Below are 26156 nucleotides of genomic sequence, written 5' to 3' on the forward strand. Positions count from 1 at the left end.
TCTTTAGTTAGAAGTAGTATTCAACACCTACAGAGAACTCGTCGTAGTCAGCAGACTTCCAACGTGCTTCTGTTGGTTTATCTAATTGAGACGCACCGTCGCCAAAGTCTAGAGTACGAGCACGTACGTACAGCACTGCCGATGGGTCTACGAAATACATAACTTGTGCTGATAACACATCGTCCGCTGTATCGTTAATTTTCTTACCATCACGCTCGAGATCAAAGTTAGCGGCGTAAGCCAGTTTGTATTGCCAATCACCCGTGGTGTACATGATAGCGGCAGACATTGCATCTTGCTTTTCACTCACACCATTGCTTGCGTCCGCTTCCATATATTTGTATTGCGCGAAGAAAGAAATACCGTTATCAAACCAGCCTTGTGCCCCTACCAAGTACGTGTTGTTTTCCCACGTTTGGCTTTCCATCTTGATATTACGGTTACCTTCATATGCCGCATCTAACTGGATAGGACCAATTTTGTAGTGTGCTGCGATACCACCCCAGTAGTCATCCCCTTCACCTAGACCTGCTTTATCACCTGCACCAGCTGCGATATCTAGGGAGAATTTGTCAGCAAACATTGGAGAGTCCCAGCGGATAGTGTTTGATTGACGGTCTTGGTACTTGGCGCCACCAATAGCACCACCCCAGTCGTATACATCGCCCAGGCCAGGGTTAGATGCTGGCCAGTCAACCAATTCGTACATAGGTGTCAAAACGCGACCCAGGCGAATTTGCCCCCAAGATGCACTTTCAAAACCGACGAATGTGTCACGTTCACCAAGACCTGCGCCCTCGCCACCAAAGCTAGGGTCTACATAACCGCCTTCGATTTGCCAAATAAAAGTAGGGTCGAAGTTAGCAAATTGTTTTTTACCACGGAAACCAATACGAGATTCGTTGTTTAGCTGCATGCCACCCAAATCATCGTCCGTTGCTTTGCTGCCAGAATCGTAATCGCGGTACGCGGCCTGCATCGCGATGATCCCGTAAACTTCATAAGAAAATGAATCTTTGGTTAGAAACTCTTTTGCTGCGTCACTGTTTGCACCATCAGCAAATGCAACACCACTGAACATCATGCCGGTAATTGCCGTGGCAAGTAGGCTTTTCTTTAGGTAAGACATTATAAACCCCTATATTTTTAGTTTTTTCCATTTTCAAATTCACTAACTAGGACATGGCAGGAACTTGAAACAGTGTTTGGACGGGGCAAATATGACAAACTTTTTTCGCACTAAAAAACTTTCCCTACAGCAATCTGAGCGACTTCAAAATGAGAAGATCAAAAATAAAATAAAACAATAAAAAACAATTACTTAACATCAAATATAAAAAATAAAAAACGTTAAAAGTACGTTTTGACACTGAACTGACATTGAGAGTATCTAAAAAACGTGAGCGACTTCATTCATCTTTTAGGTGTTTTAACGGAACTTTATATTCAAAGAGAAAAAACCTTGAGATCACTCGCAAGTAAAATGACCGTGCACTTGTGGGATTCGAGAGATTTTGACGAAATTGTTGTGAGTAGCAAATGGGTATTGACCTTACCCTTGCAGGAAGGTTTAAGCTCATAGCATCACTACTATTGAGGTGCAGATTATGTATCAGTTAGTTATACCTTTATCAGGGCTCAACTGCATGGGCTGTGCGAGAAAAGTTGAGAAGGCTTTACATGCAAATCACGATGTGGAGATCCTCAATTTGTCCCCGACGCAAGTAGAGGTCAAAACCGAGTCTTCTCTTAAAGAGCTCGTCTCGTCGATTGAATCTCTTGGTTACCAAGCAGGAAATCACTACGAGTTAAACCTTTCAGGCTTAAGCTGTGGCGGCTGCGTGAAAAAACTCTCGTCTTTATTAGACTCTCATCAAGACGTTATTTCTTTTGAGGCTTCAACAACGCACTTAGAGATTCGTACCCTCCTCTCCGAGCAACAAGTGATCGACTTAATAGCAACACTCGGCTATACCGCCAACCTTGATTCTGTTGAAGTAGAGAACGAAAGCTCACCAGAGACCGAACAGGTAGAAAAGCAAAGCAATATTAAAGATACGCAGGTGCCACCAGCGAGTATTCAATTGCAAATGCTGATTCAAGGCATGACGTGTGCGAGTTGCGTCTCTTCAGTAGAGAAAGCACTTACTAGCGTAGAAGGCGTTGAAAAAGCACAGGTCAACCTTGCAGAACAAAGCGCACTAGTATTCGCAAGCCAAGACTCTGATGACCTCCTTAACGCAATTGTTGAATCGGTAAAACAAGCCGGTTACCAAGCAGAGATCCTACAAGACGCCGCAACCCAGCAAGAAAAGCAAGCACAGCAACAACGTCAGCAACAAAAACGCTTTAAACTGGATGCTATTGCTGGCCTTGTCGTCGGTGCCCCTTTAATGATTTGGGGCGTTGCTGGCGGCAATATGATGATTCGCAACACCAACGACCAATTAGCTTGGGGCGCGATCGGTATCGTATGTTTACTCCTTCTTGCCACAGCAGGGAAACACTTCTTCAGTAACGCTTGGTTAGCGGCTACTCACAAGCGCGCCACCATGGACACGTTAGTCGCGCTCGGTACTGGCGCAGCGTGGTTCTATTCGATGCTTGTGGTGATTTTCCCAGACTGGTTCCCTCTTGCTTCACGCCACGTGTACTTTGAAGCGAGTGCAATGATCATCGGCTTAATTTCTCTTGGTCACTATATAGAAGCAAAAGCCAAAGCAAACACAACACGCTCATTGCAAGCTCTGATTAACCTGCAACCTCAGCAAGCTACGGTAATCACGGAACAAGGCGATCAACAAATAACGGTTGAGCAAATCACGCTAGGCATGAAGCTGCGTATCAAACCAGGCGAGAAAGTGCCTGTTGATGGTGTTGTGATTCAAGGTGAATCATACATTGATGAGTCGATGCTCACTGGTGAACCAGTACCAGTGTTAAAAGCACAAGAGGCTCAAGTGTCTGCCGGGACATTAAATACCGATGGTGGATTAGTCATTGAGGCAACGGGCATTGGCGCAAATACCATGCTGGCTCGTATCATCCGCATGGTGCGCACAGCGCAAAGCAGTAAGCCAGCCATCGCGAAACTGGCAGACCAGATTTCATCGGTGTTTGTCCCTGTCGTTGTTGGCATAGCAATACTGGCCGCGCTCGTTTGGTTTGCCGTTGGTCCAGAGCCAAAAGCGAGTTATATGCTGGTGGTCACCACAACCGTCCTGATCATCGCCTGCCCTTGCGCTCTAGGCTTAGCAACCCCACTTTCTGTCACGGTGGGAGTGGGTAAAGCCGCAGAGCTCGGCATTCTGATCAAAGACGCCGACGCCCTTCAATTGGCAAGCAAAGTCGACACGGTTGTATTCGACAAAACTGGCACGCTTACCCAAGGTAAACCTAGCGTTCAGCAAGTGTTTACTCACGCCACCAGCCAAGAAGATCTATTGGCTTTAGCGTATGCGGCAGAGCGTCAGTCTGAGCACCCACTGGCAAAAGCGGTATGTGATTACGCCAAACGACACGACGCAAAGGATGTCTCATTAGACAAGTTTGAGAACGTTCGCGGGCGCGGCATTTGGGCGACGTATCAAGATAAACCGCTGCTCATTGGTTCGCTTCAATTTATGCAAGCAGAGAACGTCGAGACCAGCGCACTAAAACCCGCCATCGATGAATGCGCAAAAAATGCGTGGACTCCGGTAGCTGTGGCATTGAACGGCGAACTGATCGGTCTGATCGCCATTGCCGACCCGATCAAATCAGATGCGAAGCAAGCGCTCTCTGCATTAAAATCGCAAGGCATCAAAACGGTAATGCTGACGGGCGATAACCAACACGTTGCCAATGCTATCGGCCAAGAACTTGGTATTGATGAAGTGATTGCCCAAGTAATGCCAGATGAGAAAGCTCAGCACATTGAGCAACTTCAATCTCAAGGACATGTCGTGGCAATGGTGGGGGATGGCATTAACGACGCCCCTGCTCTCGCGTTATCCAACCTAGGTATTGCCATGGGTAGCGGCAGTGATGTCGCCATTGAAAGTTCGCAAATGACCATCCTGAACACGTCACCAATGGCGGTAGTACATGCGATTGAACTCTCTCGCGCTACACTTAAGAACATGAAGCAAAACCTATTTGGTGCCTTTGTTTACAACTCGTTGGGTATTCCAGTTGCCGCTGGTGTGCTTTACCCAGCGTTTGGATTTTTGCTCAGTCCTGTTGTCGCAGGAGCGGCAATGGCACTGTCTTCAATTACTGTCGTTAGTAATGCAAATCGACTACGACTGTTTTCAGTAAAATAACCACTTCTTTTTGAGGGTATTATGAAGTTGAAACTATTGACCTTTGCAATGCTTGCGACCGTGTCCGCCAACGTATTGGCAGCCGATGTCATTAACCATAAATCGCCATACTGTGGCTGTTGTGGAGAATGGACAAAACACATGGAAGAGAACGGCTTTACGGTCGAAGAAAAATTGCACGATGACATGAACGCCATCAAACGCGATCTAGGCATCAAGAATGAACAGCTTTACTCTTGCCACACGGCAGAGATCAACGGCTATCTGTTTGAAGGTCACATTCCAGCCGAAGACATTAAAGCGTTTTTGAAAAATCCACCACGTAACGCAAAAGGCCTATCAGTACCAGGCATGCCAATGGGCTCCCCTGGTATGGAATATGGCGACAAAAAAGACAGCTACACCGTTTACGCCTTTAACGAAAAAGGCCAAGTGTTCGAATATAGCCACCACGAAGGCAACGACCAATAAAAACAAAGCCCAGCGAGATAAACCGCTGGGCTTTTTCTTAATGGACAGTTAAGACAAATATAAAATTAGAAGCCGTAAGAGGCACCAAATACAAAAGCGTTATTCACTAGGCTGTCACCACTCGCGTTTTCTGCACCGTGTGCTTGACTACGGAACTCAAAGTAAGGTTGAACACCTTTACGAGTCCACGTTGCACGAAGCTCGTGGTCCATGGTTTCCGCTTCAATCATGTAGACGTTGTTGTAGCTTAGCGTCACATCCTCATTCATCACGTAACCGATGCGGTTGTCCATGCGGTAATCTGTATCCGCATCTGCGTCTGTCGCATCAATGTGCGCACGAGTACGGTTACTTAAGGAGATGCCGTTATCGAAGTTGTAACCGATCTTAACCAATGGACGGTACTGTACATTCTCGCCAGCAGAGAACAGGTGTTGGTAACCCGCGGCAACCCATAAATGATCGGTAATATTAAATGACTGCTCACCACCCACAGTGATTGCTGGTGTTGTGTTACCTGCGCCACCGTTTTCTGTTTCCAGTTTACCCAACTGAATACCATCAAATTCGGTGTAAACCGTAAAGCCGCCGAATTGGTTATCAAAAGTATGACCAGCTTCCAGTGTAGACGTAACGTCCGAACCATGAATTCGACCATCATCGTGGAATTGAACATTACCTGTTACGTAAGAAGAACCAGCAAAAGCGCTAGAAGCGAAAGCGAGAGAAAGAGCACTCAGTGCAAAAATGTTTTTCATAATTACTGCCTTTATTTATTCACGTTATGCGATAGTTTTAGAGGGCATCTCTTCCCTTTTATCGCAAACTTTGGAATGTGCCTCCTTGGCGTTCGCAATATTGTTTTAATTAATTCGCGATGGAAAATAAAACATTTTAAAAAGTGATCTTGTTCAAACCGAAGCTCAACAACCCTGATAAAAACATGGGAAATACAGGCACTTATCGTATTTTTATAAAATTATTCAAAAAATAGAAGTGTGATCATAAACAGGTTGTTTATTGATATTTAGCAGATTAAGTCGATCCAGTTCACAATAACCTTGACCATTACAACCAAAAACTTATTTATCAATGAAAAATAATTAGACATCGATCACGCTTAATTTCCTCAAAAAATAAAGAAAGCCCCAACATGATGTTGAGGCTTTGCCAAAAAATTAACTTACAAGAATCGAGTTATTTCACGCTGGTCACTCGACTTGCTTTCTCACCGGTTGCTGACACAGAACGGATAAACACTTCACCTTTCACATTTGGACGAGCATTATCTGCGTAAGTTAGCCAGTTCTTGCCGTCTAGAGAGTATTGAAGCTTCACACCCGGGAACTGAACGTTCATTGCCAGTTTACCCTCTTCAACTTTCGCGCCTGGTACAGGTAGGCGGTAGTCGATACCCGCTTTTTCTAGCTTAGCCAGTTCGCGTTGGCCAAGTACGTTCGCAAAGCGGTTGTAGTCTTGGTTTAGCGCAGCTTTGTTTACTAGGTTAGAGTTTTGCGAGTATTCAACACCCACTTTGTAGTCGTTTTCCCAATCAGCACGGTGCCATGCACGTTCAGCGGCTGCCAGTACGCGAGGGAATACCATGTACTCGTATTGCTCGTCGTTACGTACTGTCTCAGACCACAGCTGTGCTGATAGACCATAGAAAGGTTTCGCTTTGATTTCACCTTTACCAGTGAAGCCGTTACCATCGCGGTCTACAGAGGTTTCTGCGTTCTGAGGCATGTTCTCTGGTGCAAAACCAAACATCTTACGAGTATCTGTTGCACGCGTCGCCCAGTAGTAACCACGCTCTTTCGGGTCAACTTCGTACGGCATGTCCATGTATACGTAGTCTGGGTTAGAAACGATAACGTCGTAACCTTTCTTAGACCATTCGTACACTGATGATGTGCCACCCCAGTAAAGAACGTCCCAGAAGTTAACACGTGTGTTTTCTGTTGCGAACGCTTTCTCACCTTCACTGTACTTAAGGCCATCTTGCCAAGCTTGGAAGTTTGGAATGCCTTTCTCTGCCACCATCTTCGACACTTCTTCTGCAAAGTGGCTTGGTAGATGAGCAAAATCGCTTACCGTACCGTCTGCAATTAGCGTCTGACATTGTGGTGACTGTGCGAATGGCTTGTCTTGCTTAGACAAATCAATGTTACCCTTCCAGCTTACTTTGTCTTCTGCGTTGATGTCTTGCAGACCAGCGCCTAGCTTGATGTTCTTCGCTTCGTCACCACCAAAGTGCCATGTTGTTAGCGGCGTGCCCGCTTCTTGGTGCATTGCTGCTACTTCTGAAATCACTTTATCAACAAAGCGAGTTGAAGATTCCATACATGGGTTGATGAAGCTTTGCTTATTGTAGAACTGAACCGTCGTTACGTTCGATGTATCTTGAGGATCCATCAGGCGGTACTCGTTTGCTTCTGCTTCTTTACCTTCTTCCATTAGACGGTCGTAACGTGCTTCCATTGATACCACTGCTGCACGAGCGTGCGCTGGCATATCGATTTCAGGAATCACTTCGATGTTACGCGCTTTCGCGTACTTCAAGATGTCCACGTAGTCTGCTTTGCTGAAGAAGCCAGAACCAAAGTTGTCTGTCGTTGCACCTGAGCCAAGCTGAGGCAGTAAACAGCTTTTCTCTTCCAAATCGAAACAACGGTTAGCACCCACTTCAGTCAGCTCAGGCAGACCCGGGATTTCTAAACGCCAGCCTTCATCATCCGTTAGATGAAGGTGTAGTTTGTTCATCTTGTACGCGGCCATTTGGTCAAGCGTTGCAAGGATTGCGTCTTTAGAGTGGAAGTTACGAGCCACGTCCACCATCACACCACGGTAATCAAAACGCGGCGCATCTTTAATAGACAGTTGTGGTAGAGAATCAGCATTTTTGCTATCTACCAGGCCAAAGATAGATTGTACTGCGTAGAAAGCACCTGCTTGGTCAAACGCTTTAATCGCAATACCGTCGCCTTTGATGCTCATTTCGTAAGCACCAGATTTTGCCAATTCACCGGTGAAGTCAGCAGGAACAACAGTGATGCTTACAGGAAGATCACCACGAACATCCACACCTACCACTTCTGCACGACCTTGAATTGCTGCGTATTGAGTCGCATCGAATGCGTCTTTAGGCAGCGCAATACCCGCCGCGATATCTACCGTACCGTTACCTGCTTCAACAGACAGTGGCGTTGGTAGTAACGTGGTTGATACGTCTTGTTTTGCTAGATCTTCGTTCTTCTCGAAACGAGACACAGCGTTTGCAAATACGTTGTTGTCATCTGGCGTACGTTTTAGGTTGTTACCCTCAAGGCCAGTCACGAAAGATGCAACGTCTTCTGTGTTAAGAGAAGCGATCATCTTAGGCTCTGCATTTGGTGCAGCAACGAAAGCGCCTGGCATGAAGTCAGTTTCAAATAGCTGCCAATATTCAGCAACAAGAGGAAGCACAACCTCTTCACCCGCAGCAAAACCATCAAACTTATCTGTTGGTTCTAGTTTGTGTAGATCACCCGTTACGCGAGAGATTTTAAACTGTTCGTTTTCAACATCCAGAATCAAACGAATGCTATGGAAGTAAATAGCCCAATCTTTTGAGTCAACCGCTTCACCTTGGTTAACCAGCGTCATGTTTACCTTGTTACAAGACGCCCACTCAGCCCCTAAGTCCTGACAAGCAAGACCTTCGTTTGCACCGTGGTTAGTCAACACTTGGTATTGAATATCAAGATTATTAGCCAACGAATTTACAACTTGTTGTTCAGAGCTTTGCAGCGCAGAGCAACCTGCTAATGTAGTGATAACAGAAACAGCAATCAGACTAGGTTTAAACATCTTACTTCCCCAAAAAAGTCAGTGGTTCAAAACGACAATGATAAAAATCTCGGCCCCTCAAATGCGAGGTGCCTAACCGTTACATTCAACATACAACCTGTTATTTCTAAGCGTAAAATAAATAGAAATAGGAAGTGATCCAGTTCAAAAAATGACACTCAGAAAAAATAATAAAAACCTAATTTTCATGGAGTTACAATACACGTCAAAATCGAACAACTTGTTTTGACGAGTTTGCTGCGATCTAGGTCACTTATATTCATGAGTTACGACTGATTTTGTAAGATTTGGATCACGCCTAATTATTTTGTGAGCCATTAGTAAGCGAATTACCTATTTACCTTTCGTGAAGTGACTCTCATTTATTCGTCGTCAAAACTCGTCAATATTTTTAGAAATGACGATTTTGTCGAATACCCCACTGGAGAAATTGCACTTAACCTCACGCTATTTTGCGTATAAAGTTTAAAGGTATCTTATCTGAGGACCATTCTATGTTTCGTCTCTTGACGCTCATATCATCTCTACTTGTTACTTTGACTCCTTTTTCATCTTATGCAGAGCCACAGCATTGGTTAGCAAAAAAAGGGGAAACCGAACTTATGATTATTGGCTCGGTACATGTGGGGGATAAAACGATGTACCCACTCCCTAGAACGGTCATCCAGCATTTAAGCCAAAGCGCAGGGTTGATTATTGAAGCAGACGTCAGGAATTCTGAAGGCTTGGTTTACCCACAAACAACCATTCTTTCTAAAGATGTTTTAGACAGAGCTCAACGTCGCCACTTAATTGAAATTGCCCAAGATTTAGGTTTGCCAGAAACTCAACTCCTAAATTCCCCACCTTGGATGGCCGCATTCACCATCCAACTCGCTTTAGTCAACAAACTGGGGTATGTCTCTGATAAAGGGGTCGACATGCACTTAATAGGACTCGCTGATAAAAAGCAAATCCCGGTCATTCCACTAGAGTCCGTGCAATTCCAAATCGATTTAATCGCAGGTCAATCAGAAGGCGGTAAAGAGATGCTCCTCTCATCAATTGAAGAATATGATGGCGGAGAAGAGTTGGTTCAATGCTTGATAGAGAGTTGGAAGAGTGGTGATGGTAGCATGTTGGTCGAAGCCTCTTTGACCGATCATACAACAGAAGAGTTTAACCAAGCCTTTTTATACGAGCGTAATCGAGATTGGGCTAAAAAACTCGACACTGGCAGTGTTCTACCTCAACAATCGGGTCGCTACACCGTTGTTGTTGGTGGCTTGCATTTAGTAGGTAAAGATAACCTGATTGAACTGCTTAAAAATCGGGGATTTAACATCAAACCACTGGGTAAGACGCGCCAAGCAAATTGTGATATCTAGTGATTGTTTGAAAAATGCCATTTAAATACAATTATTTAAATACAACCATTTAAAATTCATTCAAACTTTCTTATTAAAACGCCGTTAAGCTAAGTGGATACAAAACAACTCATATGAAATTTAAATATTTATTCCTATACACGATGGGAATTATGCTCACTTCTTCGTTGTCTTATGCTAAACCGCCATGCAACGTAGAATCTTTTCAAGCTATTGACATAACTCCGGAAGTAAAAGGCGGTGTTTTAGATAAAGAGAGTGGTCAATTTCTTATTACCGAAAAACCAATGATGCGTTGCGCGAACATCACGTTTTCAACAGCCCACACTCGAAATCGCGTTGCACATATGATGAACCAAGGCTTTGAAGCGGTTTACTATGATGGAAATACAAGCAAATCTCACTCAGTAACGTTTGATGAAGACGATTTAAAAGCGGGTTACGTCAAGATTGGTCCAAATCACCCAAAGACCGCTTATGTCTGTTTCACTACTTCTGAAACTCCTATCAATACTATCTCGTGTGACATCAAGTAATAAATTTACTCGCTCTAAAAAATGAAAAGGCCCTACATTTCTGTAGAGCCTTCCTCTCAATACGTATCGGTGAAGTGCCATATTCGAACGTCAGGCGAACCCCAATTTGATTCGATACTATTGAAGTCTAAAATTACTAGCGCCAAAAACGACGAAAGCCTGCTCATTGAGCAGGCTTTCTAAAAGTGATCGGTGAAGTAGGGATTCGACGCGACTAGGCTTCCAGAGGACTGGCATTCCAGACCCCGATCCTCTGGTTCCAAATAAATATCACCAAATACGAAAAAGGCTCTACATTTCTGTAGAGCCTTTTTCTCAATATGGTCGGTGAAGAGGGATTCGAACCCCCGACCCTCTGGTCCCAAACCAGATGCGCTACCAAGCTGCGCTATTCACCGAGATGTTTAACTGAGGAATTGTCCCCGTCAACGAATGCGTATATTACGGATTCTGAACTGTGGCGCAAGTGCTTTTTACAAAAAAACCTTAGGTCTTAATTCGTTTGATGAATAACTGAACACTAGCACGTAAAATGTGACTGATAACTCACAACAAAATACAGTTTATTAACCTTAGCAACATAATTGATCCAGATCAGTGTGCAACAAGACACCGCCATTTAGTTTATTCCTGTCGGGAACATCTTGGAGGAAACGTATGGACTTTTGGCTTGATCTCCTATTTGGTAATGCAGTGGGTCTATCGTCAATGATAGTAATTTTTGGGGCAATTGGTCTGATGTTATTTTACGGCGGTTTCTTCATATACAAGATCATGAACGACAAATCTCCTCACTAGATCTCGCTTAGCTCTAGAAACGCTTTGCACCGGAGTCGGTTACTTGCCTACTCCGGTTTTTTATTTGATCTCAATGCACCACTCATTGATATAATCCTATTACTCTTCCCTGTTCTTAATGAGATTACTGCTATGTCTCACGACGACGATTTTGATCTATTTCAACAGATGATGGGCGATGTAAAGCCAATCACTCAAGACACCACCGAACACAAAAAAGTACACCAAGTAACAGAAGCACAGCTCGCAAAACGCGAAGCAGCAATCTGGTTAACGGAAGATGACCCAGAATACCTATCACTTGATCACGCTGAAATGCTCAAGCCAGAGGACTTTGTTGAGTTCAAACGTGATGGTGTACAGGACGGGGTTTACCGCAAACTTCGCCTTGGTAAGTATCCAATCCAAGCTCGCTTGGATTTGCACCGTAAAACATTGAAAGAAGCACGTGATGAAGTCGTGACGTTTTTAAAGCAATGCCTATCAATGGACATTAGAACGGTCGTTATCGTCCATGGTCGAGGAGAACGCTCAAATCCACCTGCAATGATGAAAAGCTTTGTTAGCAGTTGGCTACGACAAATAAAGGAAGTCCAATGCGTCCATAGTGCGCAACGCTTTCACGGTGGAACTGGAGCCGTTTACGTCCTACTTAGAAAAAGTGCGGAAAAGAAATTAGAAACCCGCGAACGTCACCAAAAACGGTTAGGCTAAATTTCACCCTAATGCTAGAATGCCCGCCCTTATTCTTCCTTCCCCTTAGAGGAAGGGAGCTTCATTCGCCGTTGTGAAACGTTAGGAGACAAAAATGTCACAAGACAAGGCTAAACGATTAAATAAATTCATCAGTGAAACGGGGTTTTGCTCACGCCGTGAAGCAGACAGACTGATTGAGCAAGGCCGTGTCACCATTAATGGCAACAAACCTGAAATGGGGACAAAAGTGCTACCTGGTGATGATGTTTGTGTGGATGGTAAGCCAGTGGCAGCAAAAGAGAAGCCGATTTATATCGCTCTCAATAAACCAACAGGCATCACCTGTACAACTGAGAGAGACGTCCCTGGAAACATCGTTGATTTCATCGGCCACCAAAAACGTATCTTTCCGATCGGCCGCTTAGACAAACCCTCTGATGGTCTGATCTTTTTGACCAACGATGGCGACATCGTGAACAAAATCCTTCGCGCAGGCAACAGCCACGAAAAAGAGTACGTCGTACGCGTGGACAAGCCAATTACAGGCGAGTTTCTCAAACAGATGTCGAGTGGCGTTAAGATTCTCGACACAGTCACCCTACCTTGTAAGGTAACGAAAGAAACTAAATTCTCTTTCCGTATTGTGCTCACTCAAGGACTTAACCGTCAGATCCGTCGCATGTGTGAAGCGCTGGGCTATGAAGTATTCAAGCTGCGTCGCGTACGCATCATGAATATCTCTCTTGATGGTATTCCCAATGGGAAATGGCGTTATCTAAGTGACGAAGAAGTGGCAGAGATCCTAGCAATGTGTGAAGGCTCGGTAGGTACAGAAGAAGCATCAAAAACAGACTCTAGAGGTCGCAACATTCGTAAAGCGACCGACGCGAAGCTGTTTGATAGCCGTGAAGAAAACCAAGATTCTACTGCTCGTCGTAACCAGAAGACACGAACTTTCCGTGGTAACAATGCTGATGAATTCCGTCATGCACCAAACTCGAAAAAAGGTCAACAAAAGCGTCGTCAGCGTGATGATGAAGGCGGACGTCCAGCTAAAGAACATTACAAAGCGAAACCACAAGGTGAACGCAGCAGACCGCAAGGCGAGCATGGTAAATCACACCGTAAACCAGATGCATCGAGCAATACGCATTCAGCAAACAAGCCTCAATCACCGAGTAAGCCCAAGCAGCATTACATGAACCCAAATGCCGCGAAACCAAGTAAACCAGCTAAACGCACTGGTGGTACATTGAGTCTGAAGAAGTAACGCTTCACTGACAGGCAAGATCAAAAAAGGACGCTCATGAGCGTCCTTTTTATTTGTCATGAGTTTACAAACAAAGAGGTGCAAACTGACCGCGAGTTAAGCTCAGCAAATCTCTCGGGGCTAACTCAATTTCTAAACCACGTTTACCAGCACTCACACAGATTTTGTCTTGCTCTGCTGCGCTTTTGTGCAAAAAAGTAGGTAAGGCTTTCTTCTGCCCTAGTGGGCTAATTCCACCAACGACATAGCCTGTGGTCTTTTGGGCGATTTCCGGATCAGCCATATCGGCCTTTTTGCCCTTCGCTGCTTTCGCCGCCAGTTTTAGGTTCAGCTTTTGATCAACAGGGATAATCGCAACCGCAAGGTTCTTTGGCTCCCCGTTCAAGCAGAACAGCAAGGTTTTAAATACTGTTTTCGGATCCTGCCCCAGTACTTCAGCAGCCTCCAAGCCATAACTATCGGCTCTAGGGTCATGCTCATACTGATGAATCGTGTGTGGAATTTTTTTCTTTTTCGCAAGATTAATGGCCGGAGTCATCAAGATTCTCCTCATAAAAACAAAAAGCGCAGACTGAATTGGATCTGCGCTTTTAGTTAATGATATCAGCGAGTTTGAGTCAATCGCTTTTTCTCTGTTGGGTTACTGATCAATCGCCGTATCAACTAAATACGTGATTTCACCTGAAGGGGCATACTCATTAACATCAATAGGGCTGTGTGTTTCTAAATAATCCTTCAGAACCTCAGCATCGGTAAAACCTGTATTTACATACCCTGGATGATCGTCGATTTTAGGGTAACCATCTCCACCAGCAGCATTATAGCTTGGTACGGTAAAGCGGTAATTACCATCTAAGCGAAGTTGCTTATTACCAATGAACACATTGGTTACCTCACCATTATTGATACTCATCGCAATGCCGGCAAACTGTGCATAAGCCCCAGAGTCAACAGGCTTAGTTGCAACGACATTTAGATAATCTAATACCTCTTTACCCGTCATATCAACGTAAGAAACCATATTGCCAAATGGCTGAACAGTGAGCACGTCTTTATAAGTAATATCACCCGCAGCAATCGAATCTCGAACACCACCAGAATTCATTACGGCGAAATCTGCTTTCGCACGTTCCATGTGAGCCGTTGCAATTAATCGGCCTAAGTTTGTTTGCTGGTAACGAACCACATTGCGGTCACCCTCAAGCTTACCGTTAGATTCTGCAATCTTCACGTTTAGTTTGCCCTGACCTTTTTCTTGATAAGGACGAAGAAACTCAAGCATCATTTCGTCTTGTTTAATCTCTTCTTGGATCAAGACTCGTTGCGACTGACCATCAACTTTAACTTTCTTTTTCAAGTTTACAGGGATTAGATCGTAGCTCACCATCGAGAGTTCGCCATTACGAAACTCGTAATCGGCGCGTCCCACATATTTCCCCCACTCATGTGCCTGAACAATAAAGGTACCATTTTGTTTATCGGGCTGACATTCATCACCTGGTTTAAAGCTCTTTTTGATAACGTTTGGACCTTCCATGCACACAGGTTCTTGTGAGTGTCCTCCAACGATCATGTCGAGATCGCCGTCATTCAAATAACGAGCTAACGCCACATCGCCAGGAGCATTGATGCCTCTATTACCATTTTCATAGTGTCCCATATGCGTGACAGCAAAAATCAGATCTGGATACTCTGTTTCTTTCAGTTCTGCAATCAGCTTCTTGGCTTCTTCTTTTGGGTCACGGAAGTCAATTTGTTCAATGAATTCAGGGTTGCCAAGTTTCGCTGTGTCTTCGGTTGTAAGACCAATGACCGCAATTTTAATGCCCTGCTTGTTAAACATCGCGTATGGTTGGAATAAACGCTTGCCAGTATTTTTATCGTAAATATTGGCAGACAACATCGGAAAGTTTGCCCACTCTTGCTGCTTGAATAGCACGTCCAATGGATTATCAAACTCATGATTACCTAGAGCCATCGCATCGTAACCAATTTTGCTCATGCCTTTAAAATCCGGCTCGGCATCTTGTAAATCAGACTCAGGTACTCCTGTGTTGATGTCACCACCAGAAAGCAATAACACGCTCCCCCCCTCAGCCTGTATTTCTTCGCGCAAATCATCGATTAACGTTTTACGCGCCGCCATGCCATATTCACCGTATCGATTTTGCCAAAAGCGACCATGATGATCGTTAGTGTGCAACACGGTCAATTTATAGGTTGTATCGGCATTCCATTCTGGTGCAGGTTGCGTAGCACACCCAGCTAACGAGGCCAAGATAGCGGCACTCAAAACAGTTTTGATCATCAGACGCTGATTCATTTATTTACCTTTTTCTTATTGGGATTACTGACGCACATTTTAAGCATTCGATCTATTTGAAAACCACGTGCACCCTAACACATTGATTTAATAATTATGATGCATTGTTTAGCAATAACAAATTCATCAGTAACAAGTTTGAGAATTTACAGTTTTTCAGATAAAAAAATAGCCAACACTCGGTTGGCTATAGTATTTGTTACCACCAGTCATCTGGCGTTTACTTGATATCTATATCTGCAAAGCTCTTGATTAGATCATCAAGCGATTTCATTTGTGCTAAGAATGGCTCTAACTTGTCTAGAGGCAGTGCAGATGGGCCATCACAACGCGCTTGGTCTGGGTTTGGGTGCGCTTCGATAAATAGACCTGCGATGCCTGTCGCTAGACCCGCTTTTGCAAGCTCAACTGTCTGCTCACGACGGCCGCCAGATGCTGCGCCTGATGGGTCACGCATTTGTAGTGAGTGCGTTACGTCAAAGATGATTGGGCTACCTTTTGAAGCATTTTTCATCACACCAAAACCAAGCATATCAACCACTAAGTTGTCGTAGCCGTGGCAAGAACCGCGCTCACATAGGATGATCTTGTCGTTACCGCATTCTGCGAACTTCTCAACGATGTTACCCACTTGACCTGGGCTCATAAATTGAGGTTTCTTCACGTTGATAACCGCACCTGTTTTGGCCATAGCTTCAACAAGGTCAGTTTGACGAGCTAGGAATGCAGGAAGCTGAATAACGTCTACCACGTCAGCAACAGGTTGAGCTTGTGCTTCAGTGTGAACGTCCGTGATGATCTTTACACCAAAAGTGTCTTTCAGCTCCTGAAAGATTTTCATACCTTCTTCCAGACCTGGACCACGGTATGAATGAACAGAACTGCGGTTTGCTTTGTCAAACGACGCCTTAAATACGTAAGGAATACCAAGTTTTTCCGTTACTTTTACGTAGTGCTCACAGATCTGCATCGCAAGATCACGAGACTCAAGAACGTTCATACCTGCAAATAGGGTGAATGGCTTGTCGTTAGCAACCTGAATGTCGCCGATATTAACGATTTTCTGTTCCATTTTGATTCTCTTTTTCTGTCCACGATACGCCACAGTTCGGCACATCGATAAAATTAGTGAAGTGTGACGTGCGTTTCACTCATCACATTAACTTGTGATTTTAGTAGCTCAGAAGCCGGATCGTCAGGGCATTGGTCAATAAAGTACTGAAAATCTGATACCGCTACTTGAGGGCACTCTAGCTGTTGGAAAATAAAACCACGGTCACGAATTTCGTATGGATCATCTGGCACAAACGTTAGAGCAAGATTCGTACAACGTAATGCCAGCGTATAATGCTCTTCGCGCAACATCGCACTTTTAATCAATGCCAACCAGCGACCAATAATTGTTGGGTTGTCAGCTTCCTCAAAATGTTCAGGCTTTAGCTGAGCTAGCGGTCCTTCCTGGCCAATAAGCCAAGCTTGAAGAATCCTTTCACCTACATACTCACCATTAAATGGGTTGACGTAGTCTGGCTTCTTATGCATCCAGTCGACTTTTAACAGGAACTGAGTAGGGAAAGTAACTCCCTTCAATGGGAACCCCAGCTTTTTGCCTAGGTATAACAAAATCGAACCTAAGCTCACAGGAATACCTTTTCTGCGCTCCAACACTTTATCGATGAAGCTGTTGTCCGAAATAAAGTATTCCTGCTCGTCGCCTTTGAACCCCCACTCGTGGAAAAACAGTCGTAGGAATGCATCAAATCGTTGCTCTTCATCGGTTTCATGAACAAGCGTGGCTTCTGCATCTTTGTAAAGACGCTCTAACTCTTGTTTCGCCCAATGTACTTTGGTTTCTGGGTTAATCGCTTTGTTTAGCTCAAGCGCACCTTCCACCAACGGTATATTGTCAAAATCTTCGTCAAAAAACTCTAACATGACGTCTTATCCAAATAACGTAGGGCTCTTAGACACAGCAATGTTTGCAGCCATGACCAACCAACCTAATGCGCCGAAAAAGCCAAATATCTTCAGTAGGTTGTTTTTCGCAAGTTTCAATGAGAAGAATCCAAGCGCAATGTACGCCAGTACGCAGGTGATTTTGTTTGTTAACCACGGTGCGGCATCGGTAAACGGGATGAAACCAGTAATGAAAATAAGCGCGATACCTGACACTAGCAATGCAGTATCAACGATGTGGGGAAACCCTTTCAAAAAGCGATTATTTCGCTTCGGTGAGTTCATCATCATTAACACGAATCGGATCGATAGTAGCGTCGCGCTGAGAGCGATCGTCACTAAGTGTATGTGTTTTAGAGCTACGTACATTTTTCTTCTCTTTTTAGTTAGTGTTTGCTGACTTCCATGATTAACTGGCGAGACAACCAAGCGTTACTCGATCGTTACCGCCATAATCTTTTTCCGTAGCGACCTGTTGGTAACCAAAGCCACGCATTATCTCACGCACCGCCTCACCTTGATCATAACCATGTTCAAATGCCAGCCAACCGCCCACTTCAAGGTACTGACGAGCAAGATCCGAGATATGACGAATATCAGCTAAGCCATTCTCTTTAGCAACTAATGCAGATTTTGGCTCAAAGCGCACATCACCTTGGGATAAATGTGGATCTTTTTCATCAATATATGGCGGGTTGGAGACAATTAAAGCAAACTTCGTACCTTCTGTAATAGGCTCAAACCAACTGCCTTGAGCAAAGGTCACATTTTTGATGTTTAGCTGCTTAGCATTGTACTCTGCAAGTGCTTTCGCTTCTTGTTTGAGATCTACGCCCATCACTTGACGTTTTGGCATTTCAGATGCGAGTGCGATAGCAATTGCCCCCGTCCCCGTTCCAAGATCTAAAATAGGTCCTGTTTGCTCATAGGTCTTATCGAGTGCAACCTCGACCAAACGTTCTGTATCCGGTCTTGGGATCAAGGTAGAGGGAGAAACTTTGAACGGTAAAGACCAAAACTCTCGCTCACCAATAATATAAGCGACGGGTTCACCAGTTAAACGTCGTTCAAGTAGAGCGTCAAACTGAGATTTTTGCTCTGCTTCTAATGCTTTTTCTGGCCAGGTCAGCAGGTAAGTTCGTGGTTTGCCAAGGACATGGCAAAGGAGTACAGCTGCATCGAGAGAAGGCGACTCTTTGCCGCCTTCTGCCAGTTTCGCCGTCGCACTTTTCAGTGCTTGCTCAATCGATTGAACTTGGCTCATCGATTAGCCGTTCTCTGCGAGCGCCGCAAGTTGGTCTGCTTGGTGCTCTTGAATCACAGGATCAATCAAGCTCTGCAGGTCACCTTCCATCACTTCGTTCAAACGATAGATGGTCAGGTTGATACGGTGATCAGACACACGACCTTGTGGGTAGTTGTATGTACGAATACGGTCACTACGGTCACCAGAACCTAGAAGGTTACGACGTGTATCAGACACTTCTGCGGCACGACGCTCTTCTTCCGCTTGAACGATACGAGCAGCAAGAACCGCCATTGCTTTCGCTTTGTTCTTGTGCTGTGAACGCTCATCCTGACACTCTACTACCGTACCCGTTGGTAAGTGGGTAATACGGATTGCAGAATCCGTGGTGTTAACGTGCTGACCACCCGCGCCAGATGCACGGAACGTATCGATTTTCAGGTCTGCTGCTTTGATTTCTGGCAGATCCGCTTCAGGGATTTCCGCCATTACTGCTACTGTACAAGCAGAAGTATGCACACGACCTTGAGACTCTGTTGCTGGAACACGCTGTACACGGTGACCGCCTGACTCAAATTTCAACACGCCGTACGCACCGTCGCCGCTTACTTTCGCGATCATCTCTTTGTAACCACCGTGCTCTGCCTCGTTTGAAGACATGACTTCGATGCGCCAGCCACGCTTTTCTGCGTACTTGCTGTACATACGGAATAGATCACCCGCGAAGATACCCGCTTCGTCGCCACCCGCACCTGCACGAATTTCTAGGAAACAGTTACGATCATCGTTCGGATCTTTTGGCAGAAGAAGAATCTGTAACTCATCAGTAAGACGCTCAATCGTCGCTTTCGCTTCTTTGATTTCTTCTTGCGCCATTTCACGCATTTCTTCGTCGTCTTCGTTTGCCATCTCTTCAGCGGCGACAAGATCTTCTTGTGCTTGTTGATAAGCTTGGAAGCACTTGGTTACTTCTTCTAGCTGAGAGTACTCTCTTGATAGAGCACGGAATTTGTCCTGATTTCCAATTACATCAGGATCACCAAGAAGATGTTGAACTTCTTCGTAACGTTCTACTAGCGTTTCTAGCTTAGTCAGAATAGAGGCTTTCATAGTGTCGTTTTCTTAATAAAAAGCGTGAGTTATAGATCATCCAAGCCAAGTGTTTGGCGGATAATCGTTAATTTTGCTGGTTCGCCTTGCTCTGCTGCACTTTGCAATGCGCGAGTTGGAGCGTGAATCAGTTTGTTGGTGAGTTTATTACTTAGCTCGCGCAGCACTTTCTCCGGATCTGCGCCTGCCGCTAAAGATTGCAAACTTTTGCTCAGTAACTCTTCACGAATTTCGTTGGCTGATTTGCGATAGTCGCGAATACTATCGACGGCTTGCAGTGAACGCAACCATGTCATAAACGCAGCGCTTTCTTCACTAACAATCGCTTCAGCTTGAATCGCTTCGACTTTACGCTGCTCAATGTTGCTGTCGATGATAGATTGCAAGTCATCAACAGAATACAGATATGCGTCGTTCAGTTCACCGACTTCCGACTCTACATCTCGCGGCACCGCAATATCGACTAACAAGATAGGTTGATGTCGGCGCTGCTTTAGAGCCGTTTCGACCATACCTTTGCCAATAATAGGCAATGGGCTCGCCGTTGAGCTAATCACAATATCCGCTTTCGCCAAATGTTCAGGAATTTCGTTCAAACTGATCACTTCTGCGCCAAATTGGTCCGCTAAGCCTTGCGCGCGCTCTTTAGTGCGGTTCGCGACAATCATTTTTGTGCAACCGTTGGACGCTAAATGCTTCGCGACCAATTCAATCGTCTCACCCGCACCAACTAAAAGCACGGTTGAATCTGATAACGACTCAAAAATATGTTTTGCCAGTGTACATGCCGCATAAGCCACGGACACGGCATTACCACCAATATCTGTCTCTGTTCTCACCCGTTTGGCGACTGAGAACGTCTTTTGAAACAGTTTATCAATCGAGGCATCGACAGCTTGATGATCTCGCGAGTCAGAAAATGCTTGCTTTACCTGCCCCAAAATTTGAGGCTCACCCAACACCAGAGAGTCAAGACCGCACGATACGCGCATCAAATGCTTTATTGCAGCTTGTTCTTCATGAACATACAAACTCGGCATTAAATCTTCGCGGCTCACTTGATGAAATTGAGCAAGCCAATCGATCAACTTGTTTCGCGCTCCTTGCTTAACATCGCAGTACAACTCAGTTCGGTTACAGGTTGAAACAATCACACTGCCGTTAACTGCTTCGTGCTCTCTAAGTTGCTCGAGTGCAGGGCCGAGTTTATCCGGACCAAACGCCACCTTCTCTCGCAAGTCGACAGACGCTGTATTGTGATTAATTCCAATAGCAAGCAAGGACATCTAACGTGGTATCTCTGGGATAGGTTATAAAATAGGTCCAGAATTTTACTGTAAGCACGCATTTATTGAAAGGGTAAGCCGGATTTGTTTTCCTAAGTGCGACTTTTCAATGCTATAGTTGTGAGCGATTCCCGATGAAACTGATTAATAAGCCATCAAACATGACGTTACGCTCCTTTATTCTTTTTTTCTTGTCGAGCTTACTGCTCGCTGGTTGTTCGTCCGTTCCTGAAAGTGTTACCAGCGTTGAATGGCAAGCTCATGAGCAGCGACTCGAAACCATCCAAGATTTTCAAGCAACGGGGAAACTTGGTTATATTGGCCCAGACCAAAGACAAAATTTAAACTTCTACTGGAAACATTCTTCAGCACTAAGCCAGTTGCGTTTAACAACGATTCTCGGACAAACGGCATTAAAGCTCACCATCACCCCACAAGGCGCCACAGTAGAAACTTACGACGATCAGGTCCTTTCTTCTCGCAGTGCTAACCAGCTGATTTACCGTCTTACAGGGTTGATGATGCCCGTCGATCACATGCCTGACTGGCTATTAGGTCTACCGACCGATGCCGACAAATTCCAACTGTCTCCAACCAATACACTGCAAGCGTTAAACAAACAAATTGGTTTAAATGATTGGAGCATTGCATATCAACGATATGGCGACGTTCAATGGCATGAACAGTCTCTCCCTCTGCCAAATAAGCTGAAACTCACCACAGCTGATGTCAAAATAAATCTAGTGATCACAAAATGGAACATCACCCAATGATTGAACTTTCAACACGCTGGCCATCACCAGCGAAATTGAATCTCTTTCTATATATCAACGGCCGTACAGAGAATGGCTACCACGAGTTACAAACCTTATTCCAATTCGTCGATCACGGCGATGAGCTCACTATTCAAGCGAACTATTCTGGTGATATTACGATTTCTCCAGAGATAGAAGGTCTGCCTCTTCAAGACAATTTAATTTGGAAAGCAGCAACCGCGCTTCAAGCTTACTCAAACTGCCCTTTTGGCGCGCATATTGAGCTACAGAAAGTGCTGCCTATGGGTGGAGGCATTGGCGGAGGCTCATCGAACGCAGCTACAGCATTAGTGGCACTGAATTACTTATGGCAACTGAATCTAACTGACGACGAACTGGCTGAAATTGGTTTAAAACTGGGCGCAGATGTGCCCGTATTTGTGCGCGGATTTGCAGCTTTTGCTGAAGGTGTTGGTGAAAAACTCTCTCCTGCTTATCCCGAAGAAAAATGGTATTTAGTCGTCAGACCGAATGTATCTATTGCAACCGTCGACGTTTTTTGTCATCCAGATTTGACGCGAAACACCCCAAAACGAGATCTAGAAACACTTTTAAATACGCCAAGCGTAAACGATTGCGAAAAAATTGTACGAATGCTCTACCCAGAGGTTGATAAGCAACTTTCTTGGCTGCTACAATACGCGCCGTCAAGATTGACGGGGACAGGATCTTGCGTTTTTGCTGAATTTTCGAGCAAATCTGAAGCAGAAACTATCCTTGCACAACTCTCTGATAAAGTCTCGGCATTTGTCGCTCAAGGGCGCAATATTTCGCCATTAAAAGAGACTTTGGCTGAATACCAATCAGCCTCACACCGACCTATTTAAACTGGACGCAAACCCGAGGTTTCCACCGTGCCTGATATGAAGCTATTTGCTGGTAACGCAACACCTGAACTAGCCCAACGTATTGCTGATCGTCTTTACATCTCTCTTGGTGATGCATCTGTTTCTCGCTTTTCTGATGGCGAAGTTGCAGTTCAAATCAATGAGAATGTTCGTGGTAGCGATGTTTTCATCATTCAATCCACTTGTGCACCGACTAACGACAACCTAATGGAATTGGTTGTTATGATTGATGCAATGCGCCGTGCTTCAGCAGGCCGTATCACTGCAGTTATCCCTTACTTCGGCTACGCTCGCCAAGACCGTCGTGTACGTTCTGCGCGTGTGCCAATTACTGCAAAAGTTGTTGCTGATTTCCTATCTAACGTTGGTGTTGACCGCGTTCTAACTATCGACCTACACGCAGAGCAAATTCAAGGCTTCTTCGATGTACCTGTAGACAACATCTTCGGCACGCCAGTGCTACTTGAAGATATGCAGGCTCGCGGTCTAGATAACCCTGTAGTGGTATCTCCTGACCTAGGTGGCGTTGTTCGTGCTCGTGCAACAGCAAAAGCACTAGGCGACATCGACATCGCAATCGTAGATAAGCGTCGTCCACGTGCAAACGTTTCTGAAGTAATGAACCTAATCGGTGATGTTGAAGGTCGTGACTGTGTGATCGTTGATGACATGATCGACACAGGTGGCACACTATGTAAAGCAGCTGAAGCACTAAAAGAGCGCGGTGCTAAGCGTGTATTCGCTTACGCTACTCACGCAGTATTCTCAGGCAACGCTGCGGATAACATCAAGAACTCAGTTCTTGACCAAGTTATCGTAACTGACTCTATCTCTCTGTCTAAAGAGATGGCTGCAACAGGTAAAGTGACAACACTAAGCCTATCTCGCATGCTGGCTGAAGCGATTCGTCGTATCAGCAACGAAGAGTCAATCTCTGCAATGTTCAACTAATACGAACATTTCAGTTACACTGATTTCAAAAGCACCCCTCTTTGGGGTGTTTTTTATTTGTACTGATAACTAGAAAATCCCTTGGTCGCCCACCGCGAGTTTTCTGTGCTATCATACTGCGCTTTTTGAGATTCCAGAGAGATCCTAACCTTGAGTCAACAAATCAAACTTCTTGTTGGTCTTGCTAATCCAGGACCAGAATACGCCAGAACTCGTCACAATGCGGGCGCTTGGGTTGTAGAAGAATTAGCACGCGTTCACAACGTTACACTGAAGAACGAACCAAAGTTTTTTGGTCTAACAGGACGCATTATGGTCAATGGCCAGGATCTCCGTTTGCTTATCCCAACCACCTTCATGAATCTATCAGGTAAATCGATCGCAGCGCTTGCGAAATTTTATCAAATTAAACCTGAAGAGATCATGGTTGCTCATGACGAGCTAGACTTACCGCCAGGTGTCGCTAAGTTTAAAAAAGGTGGGGGGCACGGTGGACACAACGGTCTGCGTGACACCATTAGCAAACTGGGCAATAACAAAGATTTTTATCGTCTTCGTATTGGCATTGGTCATCCGGGACACAAAGATAAAGTGGCGGGTTTTGTATTAGGTAAAGCGCCAGCTAAAGAGCAAGAGCTTTTAGATGCAGCAGCTGATGAGGCTGTTCGTTGTCTAGATATCCTGATTAAGGATGGCCTATCTAAAGCACAAAATCGCCTCCACACGTTCAAAGCTGAATAAGGTTACTATCATGGGTTTTAAATGTGGCATCGTTGGTCTACCTAACGTAGGTAAATCAACTCTGTTCAACGCACTAACTAAAGCGGGTATCGAAGCAGCAAACTTCCCGTTCTGTACCATTGAACCAAACACTGGTGTGGTTCCTGTGCCAGATCTACGTCTAGACGCACTAGCTAAGATCGTTAACCCACAGAGAGTTCTTCCAACGACGATGGAGTTCGTGGACATCGCTGGTCTTGTTGCTGGTGCATCACGTGGTGAAGGTTTAGGTAACAAATTCCTAGCTAACATCCGTGAAACAGACGCGATTGGCCACGTTGTACGTTGTTTTGAAAACGAAAACATTGTTCATGTTTCAGGTAAAGTTTCACCTATTGAAGATATCGAAGTGATCAACCTTGAACTTGCAATGGCTGATCTAGATTCTTGTGAGCGAGCGATTCAACGTAACGCGAAGAAGGCAAAAGGCGGCGATAAAGACGCAAAATTTGAACTAACCGTACTAGAAAAACTGTTACCAGTACTAACTGAAGGCGGCATGGCACGCACAGTTGAGCTATCTAAAGAAGAGTTAGCAGCAATCGGCTATCTAAACTTCCTAACACTGAAGCCAACTATGTACATTGCAAACGTAAACGAAGATGGCTTCGAAAATAACCCATATCTAGATGCGGTTCGTGAGTTCGCTGAAAAAGAAAACAATGTCGTTGTACCTGTATGTGCAGCTATCGAATCTGAACTATCTGAACTGGAAGATGAAGATCGCGAAGAATTCCTAGCAGATATGGGGATCGAAGAGCCGGGCCTAAACCGTGTAATTCGCTCTGGTTACGAACTACTGACTCTACACACCTACTTCACAGCAGGTGTTAAAGAAGTACGTGCTTGGACAATCCCTGTTGGTGCAACTGCACCTCAGGCGGCAGGTAAGATCCACACTGACTTCGAGAAAGGCTTTATTCGTGCAGAAGTAGTCGGTTACGACGATTTCATCCAATTCAATGGTGAAAATGGCGCAAAAGACGCAGGTAAATGGCGTCTAGAAGGTAAAGACTACATCGTAAAAGATGGTGATGTTGTACACTTCCGCTTCAATGTTTAATTAAATGAATGAATTCTAAACACTTCATTTACACTAAAAGCCAGCTGTTAAGCTGGCTTTTTTAATACCTTAAGTAAATGAACAAAAATAAATTACGCAACTGCAAGCTAATTTATTTCCAGTTTTAGATCATAAACACGCCTCTTTGTTTAAAAAGGAAGCGAACGAGGTTTTTTCCGAAATTTATTAAAAAAAACTGTTGACGGATCTCACTCAACTTCGCATAATGCGCGCCGTTCCCAACGACAAGGCAACAAAGCGTTGAGAACAAAAAATATGGTTTTGGCTACGTAGCTCAGCTGGTTAGAGCACATCACTCATAATGATGGGGTCACAGGTTCGAATCCCGTCGTAGCCACCATGAACAACGTTATTTAGGTTTTTACCGATTACCTTGATAACTACAGAATAAGTTGCGGAAGTGGCGGAATTGGTAGACGCACCAGATTTAGGTTCTGGCGCCGCAAGGTGTGAGAGTTCAAGTCTC

23 protein-coding genes and 2 tRNA genes are annotated in these 26156 nt (G+C 44.8%); 13 read left to right on the forward strand and 12 right to left on the reverse strand.

Features of this window, described 5'->3' with window-relative positions:
- Positions 1-7 precede the first annotated feature (7 nt).
- Positions 8-1129 (reverse strand): chitoporin, encoded by a 1122-nt coding sequence (gene chiP / locus R7Q48_RS11470; RefSeq protein WP_017819978.1) that lies wholly within the window; start codon positions 1127-1129, stop codon positions 8-10.
- A 478-nt stretch (positions 1130-1607) separates the two neighbouring features.
- Here chiP and R7Q48_RS11475 point away from each other — a divergent pair, with 478 nt between their 5' ends.
- The gene (locus R7Q48_RS11475) at positions 1608-4304 is read left to right on the forward strand and encodes a heavy metal translocating P-type ATPase (protein ID WP_154204782.1); all 2697 of its coding nucleotides are present in this window, start codon (positions 1608-1610) and stop codon (positions 4302-4304) included.
- A gap of 21 nt (positions 4305-4325) precedes the next feature.
- A complete protein-coding gene (locus tag R7Q48_RS11480; RefSeq protein WP_005382005.1) occupies positions 4326-4775 on the forward strand; it encodes a DUF411 domain-containing protein in 450 nt (149 codons plus the stop codon).
- Positions 4776-4840: 65 nt separating this feature from the next.
- Here the strand turns inward: R7Q48_RS11480 and R7Q48_RS11485 are convergent, their stop codons facing one another.
- Together R7Q48_RS11485 and R7Q48_RS11490 are read right to left on the reverse strand one after the other, a co-directional pair.
- Entirely contained in the window at positions 4841-5533 is a 693-nt protein-coding gene (locus R7Q48_RS11485) for an oligogalacturonate-specific porin KdgM family protein (RefSeq protein ID WP_005382004.1), read from the reverse strand.
- Positions 5534-5972: 439 nt separating this feature from the next.
- Positions 5973-8624 (reverse strand): beta-N-acetylhexosaminidase, encoded by a 2652-nt coding sequence (locus R7Q48_RS11490; RefSeq protein WP_318089268.1) that lies wholly within the window; start codon positions 8622-8624, stop codon positions 5973-5975.
- Positions 8625-9118: 494 nt separating this feature from the next.
- Here R7Q48_RS11490 and R7Q48_RS11495 point away from each other — a divergent pair, with 494 nt between their 5' ends.
- Positions 9119-9991, forward strand: a complete 873-nt coding sequence (locus R7Q48_RS11495; protein WP_149192429.1) for a TraB/GumN family protein — start codon at positions 9119-9121, stop codon at positions 9989-9991.
- A gap of 152 nt (positions 9992-10143) precedes the next feature.
- Positions 10144-10527: a hypothetical protein gene (locus R7Q48_RS11500; RefSeq protein ID WP_372009610.1), complete on the forward strand. Its 384-nt coding sequence runs from the start codon at positions 10144-10146 to the stop codon at positions 10525-10527.
- Positions 10528-10848: 321 nt separating this feature from the next.
- Here the strand turns inward: R7Q48_RS11500 and R7Q48_RS11505 are convergent.
- A tRNA-Pro gene (locus tag R7Q48_RS11505) sits at positions 10849-10925 on the reverse strand.
- A gap of 259 nt (positions 10926-11184) precedes the next feature.
- On the opposite strand from R7Q48_RS11505, the gene R7Q48_RS11510 reads away from it, so the two are divergent.
- The 3 genes from R7Q48_RS11510 (at position 11185) to rluF (ending at position 13291) form a co-directional block, all read left to right on the forward strand.
- Complete coding sequence (locus R7Q48_RS11510; protein ID WP_005382236.1) at positions 11185-11325, forward strand: DUF3149 domain-containing protein; 141 nt, start codon at positions 11185-11187, stop codon at positions 11323-11325.
- A 132-nt stretch (positions 11326-11457) separates the two neighbouring features.
- The gene (gene smrA, locus R7Q48_RS11515; RefSeq protein WP_005382233.1) at positions 11458-12039 is read left to right on the forward strand and encodes a DNA endonuclease SmrA; all 582 of its coding nucleotides are present in this window, start codon (positions 11458-11460) and stop codon (positions 12037-12039) included.
- 94 nt (positions 12040-12133) lie between these two features.
- Positions 12134-13291, forward strand: coding sequence for a 23S rRNA pseudouridine(2604) synthase RluF (gene rluF, locus R7Q48_RS11520; protein WP_318132287.1), 1158 nt, complete (start codon positions 12134-12136; stop codon positions 13289-13291).
- Positions 13292-13355: 64 nt separating this feature from the next.
- Here rluF and ybaK read toward each other — a convergent pair whose 3' ends face one another.
- The 8 genes from ybaK to hemA form a co-directional block, all read right to left on the reverse strand.
- On the reverse strand, positions 13356-13829 hold the full coding sequence (gene ybaK, locus R7Q48_RS11525) for a Cys-tRNA(Pro) deacylase (RefSeq protein WP_262645225.1): 474 nt from the start codon (positions 13827-13829) through the stop codon (positions 13356-13358).
- A gap of 102 nt (positions 13830-13931) precedes the next feature.
- Positions 13932-15614 carry a bifunctional UDP-sugar hydrolase/5'-nucleotidase UshA gene (gene ushA / locus R7Q48_RS11530; RefSeq protein ID WP_318132288.1) on the reverse strand — a complete coding sequence of 561 codons (1683 nt, stop codon included), beginning with the start codon at positions 15612-15614 and terminating at the stop codon, positions 13932-13934.
- Positions 15615-15834: 220 nt separating this feature from the next.
- Positions 15835-16686, reverse strand: a complete 852-nt coding sequence (kdsA, locus tag R7Q48_RS11535; protein ID WP_005384095.1) for a 3-deoxy-8-phosphooctulonate synthase — start codon at positions 16684-16686, stop codon at positions 15835-15837.
- A gap of 53 nt (positions 16687-16739) precedes the next feature.
- Positions 16740-17549, reverse strand: a complete 810-nt coding sequence (locus R7Q48_RS11540) for a SirB1 family protein (protein WP_238970210.1) — start codon at positions 17547-17549, stop codon at positions 16740-16742.
- A gap of 6 nt (positions 17550-17555) precedes the next feature.
- Positions 17556-17939, reverse strand: coding sequence for a SirB2 family protein (locus R7Q48_RS11545; RefSeq protein WP_318132289.1), 384 nt, complete (start codon positions 17937-17939; stop codon positions 17556-17558).
- Between the two features lie 40 nt (positions 17940-17979).
- The gene (gene prmC, locus R7Q48_RS11550; RefSeq protein WP_318132290.1) at positions 17980-18834 is read right to left on the reverse strand and encodes a peptide chain release factor N(5)-glutamine methyltransferase; all 855 of its coding nucleotides are present in this window, start codon (positions 18832-18834) and stop codon (positions 17980-17982) included.
- A 3-nt stretch (positions 18835-18837) separates the two neighbouring features.
- Positions 18838-19926: a peptide chain release factor 1 gene (prfA, locus tag R7Q48_RS11555; RefSeq protein ID WP_005382222.1), complete on the reverse strand. Its 1089-nt coding sequence runs from the start codon at positions 19924-19926 to the stop codon at positions 18838-18840.
- 29 nt (positions 19927-19955) lie between these two features.
- Positions 19956-21212: a glutamyl-tRNA reductase gene (gene hemA / locus R7Q48_RS11560; RefSeq protein WP_005384104.1), complete on the reverse strand. Its 1257-nt coding sequence runs from the start codon at positions 21210-21212 to the stop codon at positions 19956-19958.
- Positions 21213-21346: 134 nt separating this feature from the next.
- Between hemA and lolB the strand changes: the two genes are divergently transcribed.
- The 6 genes from lolB to R7Q48_RS11590 all read left to right on the forward strand — a co-directional run bounded on the left by lolB (position 21347) and on the right by R7Q48_RS11590 (position 26030).
- A complete protein-coding gene (lolB, locus tag R7Q48_RS11565; protein WP_017634843.1) occupies positions 21347-21985 on the forward strand; it encodes a lipoprotein insertase outer membrane protein LolB in 639 nt (212 codons plus the stop codon).
- Positions 21967-22854, forward strand: coding sequence for a 4-(cytidine 5'-diphospho)-2-C-methyl-D-erythritol kinase (ispE, locus tag R7Q48_RS11570; RefSeq protein WP_373920887.1), 888 nt, complete (start codon positions 21967-21969; stop codon positions 22852-22854). Before lolB ends, ispE begins: the two co-directional genes overlap by 19 nt.
- 27 nt (positions 22855-22881) lie before the next feature.
- Positions 22882-23826 (forward strand): ribose-phosphate pyrophosphokinase, encoded by a 945-nt coding sequence (locus tag R7Q48_RS11575; protein ID WP_005393176.1) that lies wholly within the window; start codon positions 22882-22884, stop codon positions 23824-23826.
- 150 nt (positions 23827-23976) lie between these two features.
- Positions 23977-24567: an aminoacyl-tRNA hydrolase gene (gene pth / locus R7Q48_RS11580; protein WP_005384112.1), complete on the forward strand. Its 591-nt coding sequence runs from the start codon at positions 23977-23979 to the stop codon at positions 24565-24567.
- A gap of 10 nt (positions 24568-24577) precedes the next feature.
- The gene (gene ychF / locus R7Q48_RS11585; RefSeq protein WP_005393178.1) at positions 24578-25669 is read left to right on the forward strand and encodes a redox-regulated ATPase YchF; all 1092 of its coding nucleotides are present in this window, start codon (positions 24578-24580) and stop codon (positions 25667-25669) included.
- Positions 25670-25953: 284 nt separating this feature from the next.
- Positions 25954-26030: transfer RNA gene (locus R7Q48_RS11590), tRNA-Met, on the forward strand.
- Positions 26031-26156: the final 126 nt, after the last annotated feature.

The organism is Vibrio sp. 378 (assembly GCF_033339435.1).